Annotated in this window: 20 protein-coding genes and 1 pseudogene; 9 read left to right on the forward strand and 12 right to left on the reverse strand. The window is 71.6% G+C overall.

The annotated features are described in order from the left end of the window. The first annotated feature begins 48 nt into the window (after positions 1-48). A complete protein-coding gene (locus tag ID554_RS16180) occupies positions 49-678 on the forward strand; it encodes a nucleotidyltransferase family protein (RefSeq protein WP_223884108.1) in 630 nt (209 codons plus the stop codon). Positions 679-698: 20 nt separating this feature from the next. Here the strand turns inward: ID554_RS16180 and map are convergent, their stop codons facing one another. Continuing rightward, a complete protein-coding gene (gene map / locus ID554_RS16185) occupies positions 699-1,466 on the reverse strand; it encodes a type I methionyl aminopeptidase (RefSeq protein WP_117229950.1) in 768 nt (255 codons plus the stop codon). A gap of 81 nt (positions 1,467-1,547) precedes the next feature. Between map and ID554_RS16190 the strand changes: the two genes are divergently transcribed. Genes ID554_RS16190 through ID554_RS16200 form a run of 3 tightly spaced genes read left to right on the forward strand, consistent with a single transcriptional unit; the run spans position 1,548 to position 3,101 of the window. Continuing rightward, positions 1,548-1,820 carry a helix-turn-helix domain-containing protein gene (locus tag ID554_RS16190; RefSeq protein ID WP_117229939.1) on the forward strand — a complete coding sequence of 91 codons (273 nt, stop codon included), beginning with the start codon at positions 1,548-1,550 and terminating at the stop codon, positions 1,818-1,820. 49 nt (positions 1,821-1,869) lie between these two features. Then, positions 1,870-2,544, forward strand: a complete 675-nt coding sequence (locus ID554_RS16195; RefSeq protein WP_191088561.1) for a TOPRIM nucleotidyl transferase/hydrolase domain-containing protein — start codon at positions 1,870-1,872, stop codon at positions 2,542-2,544. A 32-nt stretch (positions 2,545-2,576) separates the two neighbouring features. Beyond that, positions 2,577-3,101, forward strand: coding sequence for an RBBP9/YdeN family alpha/beta hydrolase (locus ID554_RS16200; protein ID WP_147333535.1), 525 nt, complete (start codon positions 2,577-2,579; stop codon positions 3,099-3,101). A gap of 125 nt (positions 3,102-3,226) precedes the next feature. Here the strand turns inward: ID554_RS16200 and ID554_RS16205 are convergent, their stop codons facing one another. Then, positions 3,227-4,159: an SDR family NAD(P)-dependent oxidoreductase gene (locus ID554_RS16205; RefSeq protein ID WP_117229937.1), complete on the reverse strand. Its 933-nt coding sequence runs from the start codon at positions 4,157-4,159 to the stop codon at positions 3,227-3,229. A gap of 110 nt (positions 4,160-4,269) precedes the next feature. On the opposite strand from ID554_RS16205, the gene ID554_RS16210 reads away from it, so the two are divergent. Continuing rightward, on the forward strand, positions 4,270-4,839 hold the full coding sequence (locus tag ID554_RS16210) for a TetR/AcrR family transcriptional regulator (protein WP_199489263.1): 570 nt from the start codon (positions 4,270-4,272) through the stop codon (positions 4,837-4,839). Here the strand turns inward: ID554_RS16210 and ID554_RS32455 are convergent. From ID554_RS32455 to ID554_RS16220, 3 genes and pseudogenes are all read right to left on the reverse strand, one after another. Further along, positions 4,828-5,037, reverse strand: a complete 210-nt coding sequence (locus tag ID554_RS32455) for an alpha/beta fold hydrolase (protein WP_233527456.1) — start codon at positions 5,035-5,037, stop codon at positions 4,828-4,830. The genes ID554_RS16210 and ID554_RS32455 overlap by 12 nt on opposite strands. 67 nt (positions 5,038-5,104) lie before the next feature. Continuing rightward, positions 5,105-5,326 (reverse strand): annotated as a pseudogene (locus ID554_RS33130) (alpha/beta fold hydrolase); the annotation flags it as partial. Positions 5,327-5,335: 9 nt separating this feature from the next. Beyond that, a complete protein-coding gene (locus ID554_RS16220) occupies positions 5,336-5,656 on the reverse strand; it encodes a hypothetical protein (protein ID WP_158573802.1) in 321 nt (106 codons plus the stop codon). 506 nt (positions 5,657-6,162) lie between these two features. Here ID554_RS16220 and ID554_RS16225 point away from each other — a divergent pair. Beyond that, a complete protein-coding gene (locus ID554_RS16225; RefSeq protein ID WP_117229935.1) occupies positions 6,163-6,990 on the forward strand; it encodes a helix-turn-helix domain-containing protein in 828 nt (275 codons plus the stop codon). A 12-nt stretch (positions 6,991-7,002) separates the two neighbouring features. Then, positions 7,003-7,209 carry a DUF397 domain-containing protein gene (locus tag ID554_RS16230; protein WP_117229948.1) on the forward strand — a complete coding sequence of 69 codons (207 nt, stop codon included), beginning with the start codon at positions 7,003-7,005 and terminating at the stop codon, positions 7,207-7,209. Between the two features lie 312 nt (positions 7,210-7,521). On the opposite strand, the gene ID554_RS16235 is transcribed toward ID554_RS16230, so the two are convergent. The 4 genes from ID554_RS16235 to ID554_RS16250 all read right to left on the reverse strand — a co-directional run bounded on the left by ID554_RS16235 (position 7,522) and on the right by ID554_RS16250 (position 13,963). Beyond that, positions 7,522-8,568: a WxL protein peptidoglycan domain-containing protein gene (locus tag ID554_RS16235; RefSeq protein WP_117229934.1), complete on the reverse strand. Its 1,047-nt coding sequence runs from the start codon at positions 8,566-8,568 to the stop codon at positions 7,522-7,524. Between the two features lie 66 nt (positions 8,569-8,634). Next, a complete protein-coding gene (locus tag ID554_RS16240; protein ID WP_117229933.1) occupies positions 8,635-9,267 on the reverse strand; it encodes a hypothetical protein in 633 nt (210 codons plus the stop codon). Between the two features lie 83 nt (positions 9,268-9,350). Then, positions 9,351-13,532, reverse strand: coding sequence for an ExeM/NucH family extracellular endonuclease (locus tag ID554_RS16245; protein ID WP_117229932.1), 4,182 nt, complete (start codon positions 13,530-13,532; stop codon positions 9,351-9,353). A 92-nt stretch (positions 13,533-13,624) separates the two neighbouring features. Continuing rightward, entirely contained in the window at positions 13,625-13,963 is a 339-nt protein-coding gene (locus tag ID554_RS16250; RefSeq protein WP_147333534.1) for a helix-turn-helix domain-containing protein, read from the reverse strand. A 24-nt stretch (positions 13,964-13,987) separates the two neighbouring features. On the opposite strand from ID554_RS16250, the gene ID554_RS16255 reads away from it, so the two are divergent. Then, a complete protein-coding gene (locus ID554_RS16255; protein ID WP_223884109.1) occupies positions 13,988-14,179 on the forward strand; it encodes a hypothetical protein in 192 nt (63 codons plus the stop codon). A gap of 134 nt (positions 14,180-14,313) precedes the next feature. On the opposite strand, the gene ID554_RS31735 is transcribed toward ID554_RS16255, so the two are convergent. Beyond that, positions 14,314-14,499: a hypothetical protein gene (locus tag ID554_RS31735; protein WP_223884110.1), complete on the reverse strand. Its 186-nt coding sequence runs from the start codon at positions 14,497-14,499 to the stop codon at positions 14,314-14,316. 17 nt (positions 14,500-14,516) lie between these two features. On the opposite strand from ID554_RS31735, the gene ID554_RS16260 reads away from it, so the two are divergent. Further along, entirely contained in the window at positions 14,517-15,410 is an 894-nt protein-coding gene (locus ID554_RS16260; RefSeq protein WP_223884111.1) for an MFS transporter, read from the forward strand. A 33-nt stretch (positions 15,411-15,443) separates the two neighbouring features. On the opposite strand, the gene ID554_RS16265 is transcribed toward ID554_RS16260, so the two are convergent. Further along, positions 15,444-16,136: a hypothetical protein gene (locus ID554_RS16265; RefSeq protein WP_147333533.1), complete on the reverse strand. Its 693-nt coding sequence runs from the start codon at positions 16,134-16,136 to the stop codon at positions 15,444-15,446. Next, the gene (eccE, locus tag ID554_RS16270; RefSeq protein WP_117229930.1) at positions 16,133-17,620 is read right to left on the reverse strand and encodes a type VII secretion protein EccE; all 1,488 of its coding nucleotides are present in this window, start codon (positions 17,618-17,620) and stop codon (positions 16,133-16,135) included. The genes ID554_RS16265 and eccE overlap by 4 nt, the downstream gene beginning before the upstream one ends. Between the last annotated feature and the right edge of the window lie 10 nt (positions 17,621-17,630).

Consider the following 17,630-nt stretch of genomic DNA (forward strand, 5'->3'; position numbering starts at 1 on the left):
GCATCGCACGCTGCGGTGCCACCGCCGGGGCGGTGTTAGCGTCCACGGGTGGATCCGACACACTGCGGACCGGGCACCCCGGTCGCCGGGCTGGTGCTCGCGGCGGGCGCGGGCCGCCGCTACGGGCGACCCAAGGCGCTGGTGGAGGTGCACGGCCGGCTGCTCGTGGAACGTACGGTGGCCACCCTGGCGGCCGGTGGCTGCGATCCGGTGACCGTGGTGCTCGGTGCCGACGCGGAGTCGGTCGCCGCCCGCGCCGATCTGGCCGGAGCGACGGTGGCCGTCAATCCGGAGTGGGCCAGCGGGATGGGGTCGTCCCTGCGTGCCGGTCTCGCCGCGCTGGCGCCTACTCCGGCGGTGGCCGCGCTGGTGCTCCTGGTCGACATGCCGGGCATCATCCCGGAGGCGGTACGCCGGCTCGTCGGTCTCGCCGCCCCGCAGGTGCTCGCGATGGCGGGGTACCACACCGGCCGCGGTCACCCGGTCCTGCTCGGCCGGGCGCACTGGGCGGGTGTCGCCGCGTCGGCCGTCGGTGACGTGGGTGCCCGTCCCTATCTGCGTGAACGTGCCGAGCAGATCCGGGTCGTGCCGGTCGCCGACGTGGCCGACGGCGGTGACATCGACACCGAGGCCGACCGGGTCAGGTTCCTCGCCGCCGGGGAGGCGGCGAGCGCCTGACGTGCCCGTGGGTGCCGGTCTCAGCGAGCGGTGAGGATCACCGGCCCGTCCTCGGTGACCGCGATGGTGTGCTCCCAGTGCGCGGCCCGGCTGCCGTCGGCGGACCGGAGCGTCCAGCCGTCCCGGTCCACCCGGTACCTGTCGTTCCCACCGGCGAGGAACATCGGTTCGAGCGCGAGGACCAGCCCCGGCCTGAGCCGCAGACCTCGGCCGGGCTTGCCCTCGTTGGGCACGAACGGGTCCTCGTGCATGGCGCGGCCGATCCCGTGGCCGCCGTGGTTCTCCATCAGACCGAATCCCCGCGACCGGCCGATGGTGCCGATGGCGTGGGCGATGTCGCCCATCCGGGCGCCGGGCGTGGCGGCGGCGATGCCGGCGTGCAGGGCGCGTCGGGTCTCGTCCACCAGCGTCTGGTCGTCCGGGTCGGCGGCGCCGACGATGAAGGTCACCGCCGAGTCGCCGTGCAGCCCGTCGATGTACGCGCCGCAGTCGACGCTCAGCACGTCCCCCTCGGCGAGCCGGTACGACGTGGGGATGCCGTGCACCACCGCGTCGTTGACCGAGGTGCAGATGACCGCCGGGAAGGGGCTGGGTGCCGACCGTGGGTGGTAGTGCAGGAACGAGGGCTTCGCGCCGGCCTCGCTGATCACCGTGGCGGCGATCTCGTCCAACTCTCGCAGGGACGTGCCGACCGTGGCCGCCGTCTGGGTCGCGGCGAGCGCCGTCGCCACCACCCGCCCGGCCTCGCGCATCACGGCGATCTCGCCCGGCGTCTTCAACTCGACCATCTCCACCTCTTCGTCGTTCGTGCCGGTGGGGCGGTGTGCTCCCCGGCCCTGGTATTTTAATACCAGGATTACTATAGGCCCATGGTGCGTACCCCCATGACCGAGGACGAGCGGGCGCGCGGCCTGGTGCTGGGGCGGCTGCTCCAGCAGGCCCGTGGCGGCCGGAGTGCCGCCGCCGTAGCCCTCCAGGCCGGCATCTCGCTGGACACGCTGCGCAAGATCGAACGCGGGGCGATTGCCTCGCCCGCCTACTTCACCGTCGCCGCCCTGGCCCGGGTCCTCGGGCTCTCGCTGGACGACCTGGCGACCCGGCTCGCCGAGCCGGCCCCGTCCACCGGGCGACTCGCCTCCTGACCGCCTTGCCCGCGCGGTAACTCGCTGGGCCGTCCGGGAGCAGGTCGGCATGATGGTGCTGACCGGCCGGGAGGTGAGGGTGCAGATCTCGATCGACACCCTGGGCGACGCCCGCTCCGTGCTGCTGGTCGAGGGGGCCAGCGATCAGGCGGCGGTGCAGGCGCTCGCCACCCGTCGAGGTCGGGACCTGGCCGCCGAGGGCGTACGGGTACTGCCGATGGGCGGGATCACCAACATCGGGCATCACCTGGTCCTGCTCGGCCCGCAGGGACGCGGCCTACGCCTGGCCGGCCTCTACGACGTGGCCGAGGAGGGCTTCGTCCGGCGGGCTCTCGACCGGGCCGGTATCGCCACCGCCGCGTCCACCGACCGAATCGCCGAACTCGGGTTCCACGTCTGCGTACGGGACCTGGAGGACGAGTTGATCCGGGCCGTCGGCACCGACGGGGTGCAGGAGTTCCTGGACGCCGTCGGCGACCTGCGTTCCTTCCGGCTGTTCCAGCGGCAACCGGCGCAGCAGGGGCGGGAGCTGACCGCCCAGTTGCACCGGTTCGTCGGCACCCGGTCCGGCCGCAAGGAGGCGTACGCCCGGCTCATGGTGCAGGCGCTCGACCTGGACCGGATGCCGCGCCCGCTGGACGCGGTGCTCGACTCGGTCTCCGCTCACCACCTGGGCAGCATCGAACCGGGCAGCCTGCCATCGGTCGGGTCGCAACAGGACTGACACGGCGCGTGCGCGCCGTTACCGTCGGCCAGGTGAACCGACACCTGCTCGTGCCCGGACGGGGGACACCGCGACCCGAGCACTGGATGAACTGGCTCGCCGACCGGCACCCGGACTACCGGTGGGCACCCGAACCGCCCGGCCCGCCGCTGGTCCTTCGGGACCGGGTGGCGGCGCTGCACGAGGCCGTCCACGCCTCGACCGAACCAGCCGTGCTCATCGCGCACAGCGCCGGGTGTGTCAGCACCGTCGTATGGGCGGCCGAGCACACCGGTCCGGTCGTCGGCGCCCTGCTCGTCACCCCGCCTTTCATCGACGGGTACGAGCCGGACGACCCCCGGGACCTGCCCTGGCTCGTTCCCCGCACCACCTTGCCGTTCCGGACGGTTTTGGTCGCCAGCCGGACCGACCCGTACACCACCTTCGCTCAGTTCGAGCAGTTCGCCGAGGGCTGGGGCGCGGAGCTGGTCGACGCGGGCGAGGTCGGGCATCTCGACAGCGCGACCGGGTTCGGTCCCTGGCCCGAGGGGGAGCGGTTGATCGCCCGTCTCGGCTAGACCTTCAGGCCGTCCAGCAGGCGGGTCAGGTGATGTCGCCGGCCATCCGCTCGGCATGCTCGGCGGTGTGCAACGGGTTCAGCGTCACGATGGTGTTCCGCGTGGCCCTGGAGGCGACTGGCTGATCATTTCGGCGCAGCGGCGGCCCTCGGTGCGTCGAGGTAGCGCACGCCGGTCGCGTCCTGGGAGACCTGCCAGAGGCGCGCGGCCAGGGCCCGGTCGTTGCCGGGCGCGACGACCGGGCGGGCGTGCACCCGGTTGCCCCACCTGAGCACGGGCGGGCCGTGGAAGACGCCGGTCTCGGCGGTCGGGGCGGTGGCGGCGTAGAGGAGCGGGACGGTCCCGCTCTGGGAACTGCGGGCGAGCAGGAGACCGCCGATCCGGGTCACCGCCCATTCCCCCGCACTGTCGTACCGGCGGTTCATCGGGGTGCGGGCCATGCCGGGGTGGGCGAGGAGGCTGCGTACCGGGCTGCCGGCACGGCGCAGCCGGCGGTCCAGTTCGACACCGAACAGGGCGTTGGCCTGCTTCGACCGGATGTAGGCCACGGGCGGGGTGACGGCCGGGTCGCCGGCCAGATCGTCCAGGTCGGGTCCGCCGCGAAGCAGTCGGTAGAGGTCGGAGCCGACGGTGACCACCCTCGGGTCGCGATCGGGCCGGAAGAGGTCCAGCAGCAGGCCGGTCAGGGCGAAGTGGCCCAGGTGGTTGGTGGCGAAGACGCTCTCGTACCCCTGGGCGGAGTGCTGGTGGCCCGGCTTGGCGGTCCCGCCGTTGTTGAGCAGCAGGTCGATCTGGCGGCCCTCGGCGCGCAGCTCGGCGGCGAACTCGCGGACCGAGTCGAGATCGGCCAGGTCGAGCCGGCGTACCAGCAGGTCGCCGGCGATGCCGGCGCGGGCCCGCTCGGCCTTGGCCAGGTCGCGGACGGCCATGATGACCGTCGCGCCCCGGGCGGCGAGCTGTTCGGCGGCGACCAGGCCGAGACCACTGCTGGCCCCGGTGACGACCGCCGTGCGGCCGCGCTGGTCGGGGATGTCGTCGAACGTCCAGGAAACGGGCATGAGGCACCTCCGGTCTATCGCAGCGGATGAACTATCCGCTGCGGCGTCTCGACCGTAGCACGTGAACGGAAAAATAATCCGCTCACGTGTGGATGGATTATCCTCGTGCTGTGTCCACCGACCCGCCGACGAACGCCGAGCCCCTACGCGCGGACTCGGCCCGGGTGCGTGCCCGGATGCTGCGGGCAGCTCGGGAGCGGCTGGCCGCCGGTGACACGGAGTTGCCGATGAACGCCATCGCCAAGGCGGCCGGTGTCGGCGTCGGCACCGTCTACCGGCACTTCCCCAGCCGGCAGGCTCTCCTGGAGGCGTTGGCCGCGGAGCGGTTCACCCACCTCGTCGACGCGGCCGAGCAGGCTGCCGCCGGGCCGGACATCGCCACGGAGTTGGCGCGGTTGCTCCGGACCGCACTCGATCACCAGCTCGGCGACCCGGCGCTCGCCGCCGTCCTGGCCGAGCCCGAGGCCGCCCGCCCCGAGACCAGGGCACTGGGGCAGGCGCTGACCACGGCCGTGGACCGGCTGTTGCACCGCGCCCGAGCCGCCGGTGCCATCCGCCCGGAAATCACCGCCGACGATGTCCGGGCGCTGTTCTGCGGCCTCCAGCACGCGGTCACGGTGAGCGGCGACGCCGACCGCGACCGGTACGTGGGGATCCTGCTCCGGGGACTACGCGCCTGACGGGACGGCGCGGGCCGTGGGCGGGTCGGCGAGGAAGGACTCGACGGCGGCGACGAAGACATCGGGTGCCTGCGCGTGGACGTGGTGACCGGTCGGGACGGTCACCAGACGCCCGGCGGGGAAGCTGCCGGCCATCCGGGCCATCGGCTCCTGCGGCAGGTAGCTGCCCGGCCCGCCGGCCACCACCAGCGTGGGCACCGGGAGGCTGGCCAAGGGCCAGCCGGTCGAGAAGCGCCAGCAGGTCGTCGTGCAGCACGGCGAGCGAGTACGGCCCGACCCGGTCGCTGCGGCCCATGCCACGCAGGTCGGGCAGGTGGACGGTGCGGTGCCGCGCGAACGTCTGCGCCAGCGCGTCCCAGGTGGTGCCGTCGCCCCCGCCGCCGTGCACCAGCACCATCGGCGGCGCGGTCGCCGTGCCCGGCCCGCCCTCGACGCTGCGGTACGCCAGCCGACCCCACCCCATGTCCACCGACCGGTACGCCAGCATGGCGGAAGCCTACGGCGACGGCCCCGGCTCCGCTGTCCCCGCGGAGGCCGTGCCGCAGCGCTTGGAGGAAACCCTCTTCCGCCCCGATCGCCGGACCGCCACGGGTGCCGGTGCGGTCCGCAGTCCGGCCGGTTGGACGAAGATGGCCCGGCGGTCGACCGCATCTCCTCGGCCGTTGAGCTGGTAGCCCTCCAACCAGATCCACCCGTCGTATGTGGTCCAGTTCAGGACCCGGATCACGCGGAACAGGATCGGCTGTCGGAACTGCACGCTGGCCTCACGTCCGACGCGGAGCAGATCGCCGGGGCAGGGTGTGGTCAGGTCAGCCATCCGAGGAACCTCCGGCGGAGGCTTTCCGTGGGCACCCAGCTCATATCCTCGGCGGCTGACAGCATGTACGAACCCAGGTAAAGGGTCAGACAGGTGCGTGCTGCGCCGTACTCGTCGACCAGTTCCGTTCGGCTGATAGCGCACGGCCAGGGTGCATCGCACCGCAGACAGACCCAGGTCGGCCGAACCGGTAGGTGCTCCGTCATCGCCAGTGCCCCCGGTTGATCAAGACGCGCTGCTTCACGCGGCAGGGCAGGGGCGACCCGCACAGGCATACGCGCCTTGCCCGATGCAGCGACCACACCGGCCTGTGCTTGCGCGCCAGGTCTTCGGCCAGAGCTAACACGTACTCGGCGTAGGTCATGTGCTTAGACATGTCTGCTCCCGCAAGGCCGGAATGGTCCTCTAATTTGTAAGTCCAAATTGATCGTACGGACGGAGTCACGATTTGGGAACACAGAGCGATGTCTCATGTCACGCGCTGTCAGGTCGGCCATACTCAGGCGATGGTCAATCCGACGATCCAGCGACGGCGACTCGGCAACGAGCTGCGCAGAGCGCGCGAGGCAGCGGGCAAGACGCAAGATGAAGCCGCTGAGGTGATCGACTCATCATCGAGCAAGATCAGCCGGTTGGAGCTGGGTCAGTCCGGCATCCGCCTCACCGATCTCAAACTGCTACTCGACTTCTACGGCGTGACCGGCGACGAAGCCGAGCCATTGCGCGACCTTGCGCGGGCAGGTCGGCAGCGCGGGCGGTGGAGTGGCTACCGCAACGTGGTGCCCGACTGGTTCCGGCAGTACCTCGACCTTGAAGCCGATGCGGCAGAGATCCGGTGGTATCAGCCTGAGGTCATCCCCGGCATTCTGCAGGTTGAGTCCTACGTGAGGGCGATGAACGTTACGGAGGACGAAGACCAGCAAGTCGCCGTGCGGCTGGAACGACAGAAGGTCATCGATCGTGAGGACGGACCCGAACTCAGCTTGATCCTCAGCGAGTCGGCGCTACGCCGGAACCTCGGAGGGCCCGCAACGATGCGGGAGCAACTGCTGCACCTGGCGGAGGTGGCAGATCGGCCGAACGTCACAATCCAAGTCTTCGCCTTCGATGCCCAGACGTACGAGACCTCGTCGTACAACTTCATCGTCCTGCGGTTCGGGGAAGACATGACCTCGGAAGTCATCTATTTGGAGACCTTCACCGACGCGGAATACCTCGATAGCCCCGAAGCCCTCCGGGCCTACACTCGGTTGTGGGACCGCCTGCGGGCAGCCGCCCTCGGGCCGGTGGAGTCCCGCAGGCTCATCCTGCGGATAGCAGGCGAGATTGAGTAGAGGTTGACCATGATGACCCCGGATCTCACTGGCGCGGTGTGGCGCAAGTCCACCCGCAGCGACAACAACGGCGGCGCGTGCGTCGAGGTGGCGGACAATCTCCCGGCCGTGGTCGCTGTCCGCGACAGCAAGGACCGGCAGGGCCCGGTGCTGTCTTTCACGACCAGCCAGTGGACCGACTTCGTCCAGGGCGTCAAGGCTGGGATGCTTGACGCCTGAGTGGCGGTGTTGGTTGTGGTGACCGTCGGAGGCCATCCCCGGCTACCGCCAACGTCCGGTGCGCCGCTTCTTTGTTGGCAACCGCACCAGTGGCAGAGTTCCACCATCCGGCTCAAGCTCATCCGGTGCTTGCGGACTGCTGAACGGGCGCAGGCCAGCAAGACTGTCAAGGATGGCCGCCCTTTGCTCAGGCTCTGTGTCACTGAGCGCCATAGCTGCCAGATCTCGGTCACGATCAGCCTTGATCTTTGCATGCCGCACACCGCCGACCGGCTGACCGGCGTCACGCCGAGGCGTACGCCGGGCGTCCGGTCAGCCGCCGACGGTGGTGGTCTTGCGGCCCTCGGCCCGGCCCTCTTCACGGGCGGTGGCGAGCATCTGCGCGAGTCGCCGCCGACGACGCCGACGGACGACGACCACGACGACCACGAGGGCGACGACCACCAGCAGGAGCACGAGCTGCGCCCAGGGGACGCTCCACGTGGTGACGGTGGCCGAGGCGGGGCGGATCACCGCGTCGGTCGCGTCGCCGCCCTGCACGGCGGGCGTGATGTCGACGGTGGTCCGCATCCGGCCCAACCCCCACACGCCGTCGACGCGGGCGTCGAACGTCTTCTGGCCGCCCGGCAGGATCTCGTCGACCTCGGTCGTGGCATCCCGCCCGGTCAGGCCGAACAGTTCGCTGACGGTCACCTGGCCGCTGCCGGTCACCGTGACGTTGCCGTTGTTGGTGGCGGTGTAGCTGACCTGGACCGTGCCGCCCGAGAACGGGTTCCACGAGGGCGTGTAGGTGGCGGTGAGGCCGTCGACCGCAAGGCTGGCGGTGATCGTGCCGCTGGCGCGCATCATCACCCGGAAGCCGACCCGGCTCTCCACGGCGACCGTGCCGCCGGTGCTGGTGACGGTCGCCGCGATGCCGGCCGGGTGGTCGCCCGGGGTGGCGTTCTCCGGCACGGTGATGGTGAACGGCACCACTTTCGTCTGCCTGGCGCCGACGGTGACCTGTTCCTGCACCTCGATCCAGGTGCCGCCGTCCACCGACGTCTCGTTCGAGGGCAGCATGTTGAAGCGGCCCTTGTCGGTGAGGTAGCCGTCGGCCGCCTTGAGGGAGAAGACCACCGAGGAGTCGCTCAAGTTGCGGACCGCCAGGTGTTCGGTCATGACCTGACCGGGGTCGAGGGTGTGCTCGATCCACCGCCGCCCGTCCGGGCCGTTGCGGTCGGCCGGCTGGACCGCCCAGGTGACGGTCGGGGTGGTCGGCTCCGCCATCGCACCGGCCGGTGCGATCGGCGTGGCGACGAGCACCACGGCCAGCACGGCGAGCAGCCGCGACAGCGCTCGCGGCGAGGTTCGGAACATGGCGGAATCCTTCGGCGGTAGGGGGCGGCCGGGGGAGCCGCCTGAGGCGGCTCCCCGACCAGGGCACTACTCGAACAGGGAGAGGGTCAGCGTCGAGGTGTACGACCCGGCGGCCACGTCGGCCGGGGTACGCAGGAACAGGCCGGCGTCGACGGAGTACGCGTCACCGGCGACCGCGCCCGAGTCGAACGTGGAGACCAGCAGTTCCTGGTCGGTCAGACCCACGTTGTTGCCCGGTTGGGTCGGCTCGTCCAGCACGGTCACGACCTCCTCGCCCTCGCTGACCAGGCCGCTGTCGCCGCCGTCGACCAGGCGCGGCTTCCAGCCCAGGTGTCCGGCGCTGATCGGGTCCTGGCCGCTGCTGCCGACGAAGTTGGTCGCGCTGCCCAGGACCGCCCAGGCGGCGCCCTCGGGCACCTCGTCGGCGGTCCGGGTGTCGGTGACGGTGACCGTCGGCAGGGTGCCGACGAACTGGCGGACCAGCAGGGTCGACCCGTCCTCGGCCAGCGCCACCGAGCTGCCCGCGATCGACATCGCGAGCACGCCCGGCTCCTTGACCTCTTCGATGTCGACGGTGACGCGCACGTCGGTGCTGTCGACCGGCTCGGCGAGGGCCGGCGACGCCAGCGCCAGCGACCCGGCCAGCAGCGCGCCGGCGGCAGCCGCCGCGATCAGCCGCTTGTGGTTCCTTGTGTGCATTCGATGCTCCGTTTGGTGCTCATGTCTTTCGAACGGGGGATGGTGCGGTGGCGGCACCCGTGGGCACCGCCACCGCGAGCAAACTAACCGCAGGTAAGCGCGGGGAACGGCGCCTCGACCTGCGTGGTGACCGGCTGGCCGTTGACGGTACCGGTGACCTTGACCGTCGACGTACCGGCCGCCACCGTCTTGGCCCGGGTGTTGAACGCCTGGTAGGCGGTCTTGCCCGGAGCCACGTCGATGACCGTGCGTGAGCCGTACGGGGTGACCAGTTCGATGGTGAGCGCCACGTCGTCGGCGTTCTGGGCGTTGACCGAGACGTACGCGTTGGTGCCGACGCACTGGCTGCGGGCCTGCACGGTGACGTCCCAGTCCGGGTCGCCCTGCCCGACGGCCGAGCGCGGCGTGGTGTCCGGGGTGACCGGCGAGTTGGTGGCGAGATGGTTCGTCAGCATGGTCAGATCGTTGTCGCCGGTGGTGACCTGGTCGGTGCCCCCGCCGAGGGTGGTGAAGTTGTCCCCACCGGAGGCGAGGAACGAGTTCACCGTGACCCGGTAGGTGCCGGCCAGGTCGATCGGTACGCCGTTGAGCTGCATCGAGGTGATCCGCGAGCCCTGCGCGGCGGTCGGGTCGTAGGTGTAGCCGAAGCCCTTCGACGCGCCCAGCCACAGCACCGGACGGGACGCGCCCGCCGGCTGCCACTGCTGCTCCAGCACCTGCTTGATCTCGGCGCCGGTGTAGGACCTGGTGACCACGTCGTTGGAGAACGGCTGGACGGCGAAGGCGTCGGCGTAGCTCACCGTGCCGTCGGTCCGGTACAGCAGGTCGGCCCGCAGACCGCCCGGGTTCATGAACGCGATCTGCGCCCCGCCCCGGCCGGCGTCGGCGGTGCCGGCGAGCTGCACGTCGGCGATGAAGTTGCCCAGCGCCGACTCCTTGCCCCGGTCCTCGTTGCCGTCGGTGTAGGCCCGCCGGATGTCGGCGGTGATCTCGCCGAGCTTGCGCTGACCCAGCTCCTCCGCCCGGACCTTCGCGGCGGCCACGATGCCGGCCACCGCCGGGTCCTGCGGCGCGCCGACCACGTCGACCAGCGAGGCGTCGGAGGCGGTGACCGACTTCGACTGCGGGTCGAAGGTCAGCGTGACCTTGCCCAGTCGCTTGCCGTAGTCCTCGGCCTGGACCACCGGGCGCAGCTTGTCGGTGCCGGGGACCGGGACCTGCAAGGCGTACGGCTGGTGGGTGTGGCCGCTGAAGATGGCGTCGATGGTGGCGTCGGCGCGGGTGAACTTGCCGAAGACCGGGTCGTTCGCCAGCGCCTCGGGGGAGTCGATGTTCTCCGTCGCGGCACCCTCGTGCGCGAGCAGCACCACCACGTCGGCCTCGCCGTTGTCCGGGTCGCCGTCCTTGAGCTGGGCGGCGACCCGGTTGGCCTCGGCGACCGGTTCGCGGAAGGTCAGTCCGGCGATGCCGTCCGGGCTGACCAACGAGGCGGTCTGCTCGGTGACCACGCCGATGAAGCCGACCCGTACCCCGCCGATGGAGCTGACCGAGTACTCCGGCATCGCCGGGGAGTCACCCCGGTAGACGTTGGCGCCGAGGATCGGGAAGTCGGACCGCTCCATCACCCGCTCGGTCAGGTCGGCCATGCCCTTGTCGAACTCGTGGTTGCCCACCGCCGACGCGGTCAGCCCGGCCTGGTTGAGGAAGTCGATCGTCGGGTTGTCGTCGTCGATCGCCGAGATGAAGGTGGACGCGCCGATGTTGTCACCGGCGGAGACGAACGCGGTGTACGGGTTCTGCGCCCGCAGCTGGTTCACCAGGCCGGTGAGCTGGGCGGCGCCGCCGACCGGCTGACCGTTCGCGGTGGCCGGGGACTCCAGCCGACCGTGGAAGTCGTTGATGGTCAGCAGTTGCAGGTCGACCGGGCTCGCCCCGGTGTTGATCCCGACGATCAGCGGGTTGTGGTCGCTGGCCCGGTACGGGTCCGGCGCGAAGAACGACGGCACCCCGTCGTACTGGAAGGCGTACGACTCGACCGCGTTGGTCTGCCAGACGTCGACCCCGGTCACCCGCGCCGCCAGCGACGGCGAGGCCAGAGCGTGGTCGAGTGAGCCGGACTCACCGCTGAAGACGTAGCTCGTCCGGCCGGTGTCGTTGAGGTTTGCGTACTGCTTGTCGTAGAAGACCTGCATCGGGTCCTCGTGGGTGTACGCGTTGAAGTCGCCCAGCAGCAGCACGTCCGAGGTGCCGCTGTCGGCCTTGACCTGGTCGACGAAGGCGGTCAGCGCCTGGGCCTGACGGACCCGGTCACCGTTCCAGCCGCCCTGACCGTCCCCGGTGTCGGCGTTGTCACCGCTGCCGGCGCCGCTCTTGGACTTGAAGTGGTTGTTGACCACGGTGAAGTCGACCGGGCCGGCGGTGAACGTCTGCGCGATCGGCTCGCGGGCGTTGAACCAGACCGACTCGTCGTTCACCGAGCGCGACGGGCCCTTCGGCTGGGCCTTGGCCGGCTTGAAGATGATCGCTGTGGTGATGACGTCCTGTTGGGCAGCGCCCGGCAGCTCGGTCGGGGTCCGGACGTAGTCCCAGGTGCCCGCGCCGTCCTCGGTGTTCAGGGCGGCGACCAGGCGCTTGAGCGCCTGCTGCGGGTCCGTGGCGTTGAACCGGACCGAGTTCTCGATCTCCTGGAGGGCGACCACGTCGGCGTCCAGCGCGCTGATCGCCGAGACGATCTTCGCCTCCTGCTTGGCCAGCGCCGCCTCGTTCGCGGCACCGCGTGCGTCGCCACCGAAGTGGACGAAGTAGTTCAGCACGTTGAAGCTGGCCACCCGCAGGTCGCCGCCGACGTCGACCGGGGCGGCGGTACGCGGGTTGGTGGGCTTGAAGGTGGTCCGGGCGGCCGACGGGGTGTCGGCGTCGACCGGGCTGGTCGGCTGTAGACGCCACTCGTTGAAGGCGTACGACAGCACCGACGGACCGAACGCCTCCACCGAGTCGCCGACCCGCAGCGGGTGCGCCGGGGAGACGTACGGGGGAATCAGCCCGGCGGTCGCCAGGTTGGTGGTCTTGCCGTCGTCGACCAGGAGCCGGCGCGCCTTGTTGTCGGCGGCGAGCTGGACGGCCGTCTCCGAACCTGGGCGGGCCACGTCGGTCGGGATTGCGGCCGGCTTCTCACCGGCGGCGAGCACGACCTCGCCGAAGCGGTTGGTGTTGTAGACCTCCGAGACGGTGTACTGGCCGACCGGGGCCACCAGCATCGACTCGACCGACTCGCGGGCGTCGTCGGTCAGCGGCAGCTCGACCGGGACCGGAGCAGGCAGCGGTGCGCCCTGCTCGCAGACCTGGACGTCGCTCTTGGCAGCGATGGTGAGCTGGGTGAGGCCGTTGAACTCACTCGCGGTGCCGCTGACCCGGACCCGGTCGCCGATCGCGACCGACGGGTGGTTGGCGGTGCTGGTGGTCAGGTAGACGAAGATGCCGTCCGAGGCGGTTCCGGCGGCGACGGTGCGCTCCCCGCCGCTACCCGCCGTCTGCACGTAGACGCCGTTGAAGCCACCGGTGCGGTGGTCGGCGGTGACGATGCCCTCGACGGTGACCCGGGTGCCGGCCAGTGGCGTGGCGCTGCCGGTGCCCTGGACCTCGGCGATGGTGCGGTCGACCGTGACGGTGCAGCCCAGCGGCGGATCCGGGTCCGGATCCGGGCCCGGCCCGGAAGCGCTGTTGCGCGCCCCGAAGCTGTCCGGCGCCGGCGGCCGCCAGGTGCCGTCGATCTTCTGGAGGGAGTGGCCGACCGGGGTGGAGCCGGTCTCCTCCACGCCGATGTCGACACCGGCCCGGCCGTTCGCCGGTCCGCCGACCGCGGTGAAGGTGCCCTCGTAGGTGAGGAACTCCGCCACCCCGCCGTCGGGCTTGACCAGCGCGATGCCGTCGGGCGCGCCGTTCTGGATGCCGTCGGCCGGGTACGACGCGACGACGACGCCCGCCGCCGGGACGTTTCCATTGAGCGTCCTGGTGTTGTATGGCGCCCCGTTTGCGCCGTTGTAGAGGACGATCTGCCAACCGCTCAGGTCGTAGCCGACCGGCGCCTCGATCTCGATCGCCTCGCCGACGTCCGCGCCGACGTTGTCGTAGTGGATCTCACTGATGAACGGCGTCGTGGGCACCGGGTCGGCGAGGGCGGCGGTGCCACTGGAGAGGGTGAGCGCGGCGGCGGTGACCAGTACGCTCGGGATTGTGAGTAGTCGTGTACTTCTTCTTCGCTGCATGTGCGCGGCCTCCGAGGGTTAGACCTCGGGAGGATAAGCGGCGGCGGTGTCCGTACGGGAGCCACCAGATGTACTAATCCCGCGACGCCGGTTCAGGCCGCCGAGGAGAGCAGAGTACGCGGGGCGGCGCACTCACGAGCGAAGATGCGAAGCAGGACGGGCAGGTGAAAACGCTGCCCGGCGCCGTCCGAGTCGACCGGCACCAGCAGGTTGTGCGCGACGAGATCCTCGACCACCCGGTTGGCCTGGGGCCGGGGCAGGTGCAGGATGTCGCCGGCACTCGACTGGGTGATGAGTAAGTCGCTGCTGGCCAGCGCGTTGAGCGCGGCCCGCGCCTGGGGTGTGAGCGCCTGGTAGCTGCCGGAGAGGCTGTGGCGGACCGAGATGTCCCCGACGGCGAGTTCCTCCAGCCGGTTCTCCTCCCGTTCCAACTGCTCAAGCGGGGGTCGCCGATCGTGGTGGTGGACGACGACCGGGCCGGTGGGGTGTTCATCCGCAACCGCAGTTTCTTCGCCGACGACCTGGTCCGTGGGCTGGTCGACGACTACCTGGCGGTCGTCGCCGCTCTCGTCACCGACCCGGACCGGTGCCCGGCACAGCTCCGGCTTCCTGACGGCGCGTGCCTCTTCGATCACGCGGCAGGGTAGAAGAGGCGCGGAGAGGGCGGGGACCAGGATCCAGGCCGACTCGGGAGAGGTACGACGACCATGACGGACACCTCGACGCACCAGCAATCCGACCGGAAGGCGCCACCGGTGCCGCGAAGCGCCGTCCGGGCCCGCTATCCGGTGGTGCTCCTCTTCGTCATCATGGGCCGGGCCATCGGTGGCTGGTCGTCCCGGGTGCCGGACGTGCGGAACGCGGTCGGCCTCGGCAACACCGGCTGGGGCCTGGCGAACATCGCCACCAACGCCGGTGAACTGATCTCGCTCGTGGTGGTCGCGGTGCTGATCAGCCGGATCAACACCCGCCGCCTCGACCACGGTGGTCGCGTTGGTGGGCGGGCTCGCCGTCTGGGGGTTCGCCGCCAACCTGCTGGCCACCCCGATGAACGCGCAGTCGGTCGAGGTGCAGAAGCAGTACGGCCGCCCGATCCTGTCCACGTTCCACGCCGGGTTCAGCATCGGCGTGCTCGCCGGTGGACTCAGCGGCACCGGAGCCGCCGCCGTCGGCCTGTCCCCGTCGATCCAGATGGCGATCACCAGCGCCCTGCTCGGTGTGGTGCTGATCGGCACCCAGCGATGGCTGCCCGACACGCCTCGGCAGGAGACGAAGAAGGGCGAGGCGCGTCGCCGGCTGCGCGACCGCTTCACGCCCCAGTTGCTGCTGCTCGCCGCGATCGCGTTCCTGGCGTCGTTCGTGGAGATGGCGGGCGCCCAGTGGAGCGCCCTGTACGCCACCGAGGTCGCCGCCGCCGGAGCGGTGCTGGCCGCCGCGACGTACACCTGTCTCTCGCTGGCCGCCGCCGGCGCCCGGCTGGTCGGCGACACGCTCGCCGGGCGGATCGGCCGGATCCGTTTCGTCCGGCTCTCCGCCCTCGTCGCTGCTGCCGGGCTGGCGCTGCCGCTGGCCGTTCCGCACCCCGCCGCCGTGATGGCCGGGTTCGGTCTGCTCGGGTTCGGTCTCGCGTGTGTCACGCCGACGGTGCTCGGTTTCGCCGGCGAGCAGCCCGGCCTGACCTCCGGTGAGGGCGTCTCGGTGGTGGCGATGGGCCAGTGGCCGGGAATGCTGCTGGCCGCGCCCGTCATCGGTCTGCTCGCTGGTGCCCTCGACCTGCGGCTGGCCTTCGTGGTGGTGCTGGTGATGGTGCTGGCCGTGATCGTCCTGGTGGGTCGGGTCCGGGCCGCCGCGCTGCCCGGCGAGGGCGCCGCCGGGTAGACCGTCGGTCAGCGCCGCCGGGCGGACCGTCGGTCAGCCGCCCCGGGCGATCGGCCCGATGAGCTGACCCTCGGTGCCGGTCATGCTGAGCATCACCCACTGCACCTTGCCCTTGGTGATCAGGCCGACCATCTCCGGGTGCAGTTGGGTGAACCAGCCCTGCACGCTGACCAGACCGAGGGCGGTCGCGGCGGTGGCGGCCTCGGTCTCGGTGAGCCGCTGGAGCACCACGATGTCGCTGCGTACCAGCACCTCGACGTCCCAGCCGGCCAGATCGTCGCGGACCACGAGGGTGGCCCGCCAGGGTGCGCTGAGGTTGGTGTCCGAACCGGTGACCGGTCCGGTGTCGATGACCACGAGCTGCGGTTCGGTCGGGGTGGCGGGCACCGGCGGCGCTACTCCCGGTGGCAGGAACGAGGCGATCTCCCGGCCGATCACACAGCGCCGCAGGAAGGCGTCCCACTCCTGCTCACGAGCGGTCTGGATGAACAGCCGGGCGCCGAGCGCGAGGGACCGGAAGGCGAGCAGCTCGGCGGCGCGTACCCCGCCGGTCAGCATCAGCCGGGTCGGCTCGGCGCGGAACACCCGCAACCCGACCGGCTCCTGTTGCCGGTTGCGCCCGACCACCAGCCCGCCGCCCCCGGCGACCAGGCGCAGGTCGGCGACGGCGGCCTCGTCGGTGACGTGCAGCCCCATCCGGCTGCCGGGAAAGGCGACACCGTTCACCTCAGGAAGCCTCCGAGCGGCAGGGTGGCGGCCACGCCGTGCGCGTGTTCGCCGTCGAGTCGTTGCAGGCGGCCACCGTGACCACGGACCGCCTCCTCCAGTGCCCGGTCGGCGGCGGCGAGCGCGTCGGCGTCGGCCCCGATCAGCCGGAACGCCACCTCCACGACCGTGTCGGCGGCACCGGTGCGACCGGTCTCCCGGGCCACCGAGATGGACACCACACCGGCCGCCGCCGGCAGCCCGCGCAGCAGCGGATCGACCTCCCACGATCGGCGCGGCCAGTCGAGCAGCCGGTGGCAGCTCTGCGGGACGCCCTGCGCGGACCAGTGCCGCCAGCCCTCGCGGGCCAGCGGCCGGTCGCCGCCGGTCGGCCCGTCGGTGAGATGGGTCAGGCCGGCGACTGCGGCCAGCACCTCGTCCCGGTTGAGCAGCCGGGCGGTCACCCGGTCCTGGCGCAACTGCCGCCGCGTGCGGCGGATCGCCGCGGTGAGCGCCGGGCGCAGGTGGCGGTCGGCGTGGAAGTCGGGGGTACGCGGCGCCTGGAGCACCACCCACGCCTGCCGGCTGGCCGGCACCTCCCCGCCGGTCAGCTCGCGGTACGCCCGGTCCACCGCTGCGGAACGGGCCCGAGGGGCCGGGGTGACCTGGATCAGCACCTGCACCGCCACGGCCGGGGTGTCCGGGTCGGCCGCCGGCAGCAGCGACACCGGTGACGGCAGGGCCTGCGGCGCGCTCATCAGCAGGGCGCCCTCGGTCGGGTCGACCTCCAGCACGGCACTCAGACCGGCCCGGTGGGTCAGCAGCACGGCCGGCTGGTCGTCGATCTCGACCTGGTCGAGTTCGACGCTGCCCTCCAGGTGGGTCAGCAGTTGCCAGGCGGCGTCCGTGCCGTTGGCGGTGAGTTGCCGGGGTCGACCCCGGTAGCCCCACCAGACGGCCAGCCACTGATAGAGCCACCGACCCCGGCGCCGCAGCACGGTCGGCGAGAGCAGCAGCACCACACCGGTGGCCACCGCGAGGGCCATCGGCAGGCCGTGCCCGGTCGCGGCCAGCACCCCGGCGGCACCCGCCTGCCAGGCCACGAGTTGGGCGACGTGGATCCCGCCGACCCGCAGCGGACGCCGGTGCGGGCGTACCACCGGGACCGCCGCCGCCTCGGTCGCGGTCGCCGCCGTGTCGGTGGCAACGGGGCGGGCGGCCACGTCGGGCCGGGCCGGTGGCGCCGGTGTCGCCTCCACCGCCGGCTCGGCGGCCGGAGCGGACGCCGCCACCGCGGCGGCCTGGCTGGTGTACGCGGTCCCGACGGTCGCCCGTCCCTGGCTGCGCTGAGCGGCCCACGCCTGCCCCGGCCCGGTACCGCCGAGCGTCGGCGCCGGCGCGGCGACCTGCTGCGGGGGTGCCGTGCGCTGCGGCGGCGGTGCCGTGGCCCCCGGGTGTTGCTGCCAACCCGGTTCGCCCGGCCGCGCCGCACCCGGATGCGTCACCGCACGTCCC

This window comes from Micromonospora craniellae, assembly GCF_014764405.1.
Classification (GTDB): Bacteria; Actinomycetota; Actinomycetes; order Mycobacteriales; family Micromonosporaceae; genus Micromonospora; species Micromonospora craniellae.

Coding starts and splice junctions, on each gene's coding strand:
- ID554_RS16225 (WP_117229935.1), top strand. CDS start 6,163: ATGGTCAATCCGACGATCCAGCGACGGCGACTCGGCAACGAGCTGCGC.
- ID554_RS16195 (WP_191088561.1), top strand. CDS start 1,870: ATGATGGTGCTGACCGGCCGGGAGGTGAGGGTGCAGATCTCGATCGAC.
- map (WP_117229950.1), bottom strand. CDS start 1,466: ATGGTCGAGTTGAAGACGCCGGGCGAGATCGCCGTGATGCGCGAGGCC.
- ID554_RS16220 (WP_158573802.1), bottom strand. CDS start 5,656: ATGGCTGACCTGACCACACCCTGCCCCGGCGATCTGCTCCGCGTCGGA.
- ID554_RS16240 (WP_117229933.1), bottom strand. CDS start 9,267: ATGCACACAAGGAACCACAAGCGGCTGATCGCGGCGGCTGCCGCCGGC.
- ID554_RS16190 (WP_117229939.1), top strand. CDS start 1,548: ATGGTGCGTACCCCCATGACCGAGGACGAGCGGGCGCGCGGCCTGGTG.
- ID554_RS16205 (WP_117229937.1), bottom strand. CDS start 4,159: ATGCCCGTTTCCTGGACGTTCGACGACATCCCCGACCAGCGCGGCCGC.
- ID554_RS16230 (WP_117229948.1), top strand. CDS start 7,003: ATGACCCCGGATCTCACTGGCGCGGTGTGGCGCAAGTCCACCCGCAGC.
- ID554_RS16245 (WP_117229932.1), bottom strand. CDS start 13,532: ATGCAGCGAAGAAGAAGTACACGACTACTCACAATCCCGAGCGTACTG.
- ID554_RS16235 (WP_117229934.1), bottom strand. CDS start 8,568: ATGTTCCGAACCTCGCCGCGAGCGCTGTCGCGGCTGCTCGCCGTGCTG.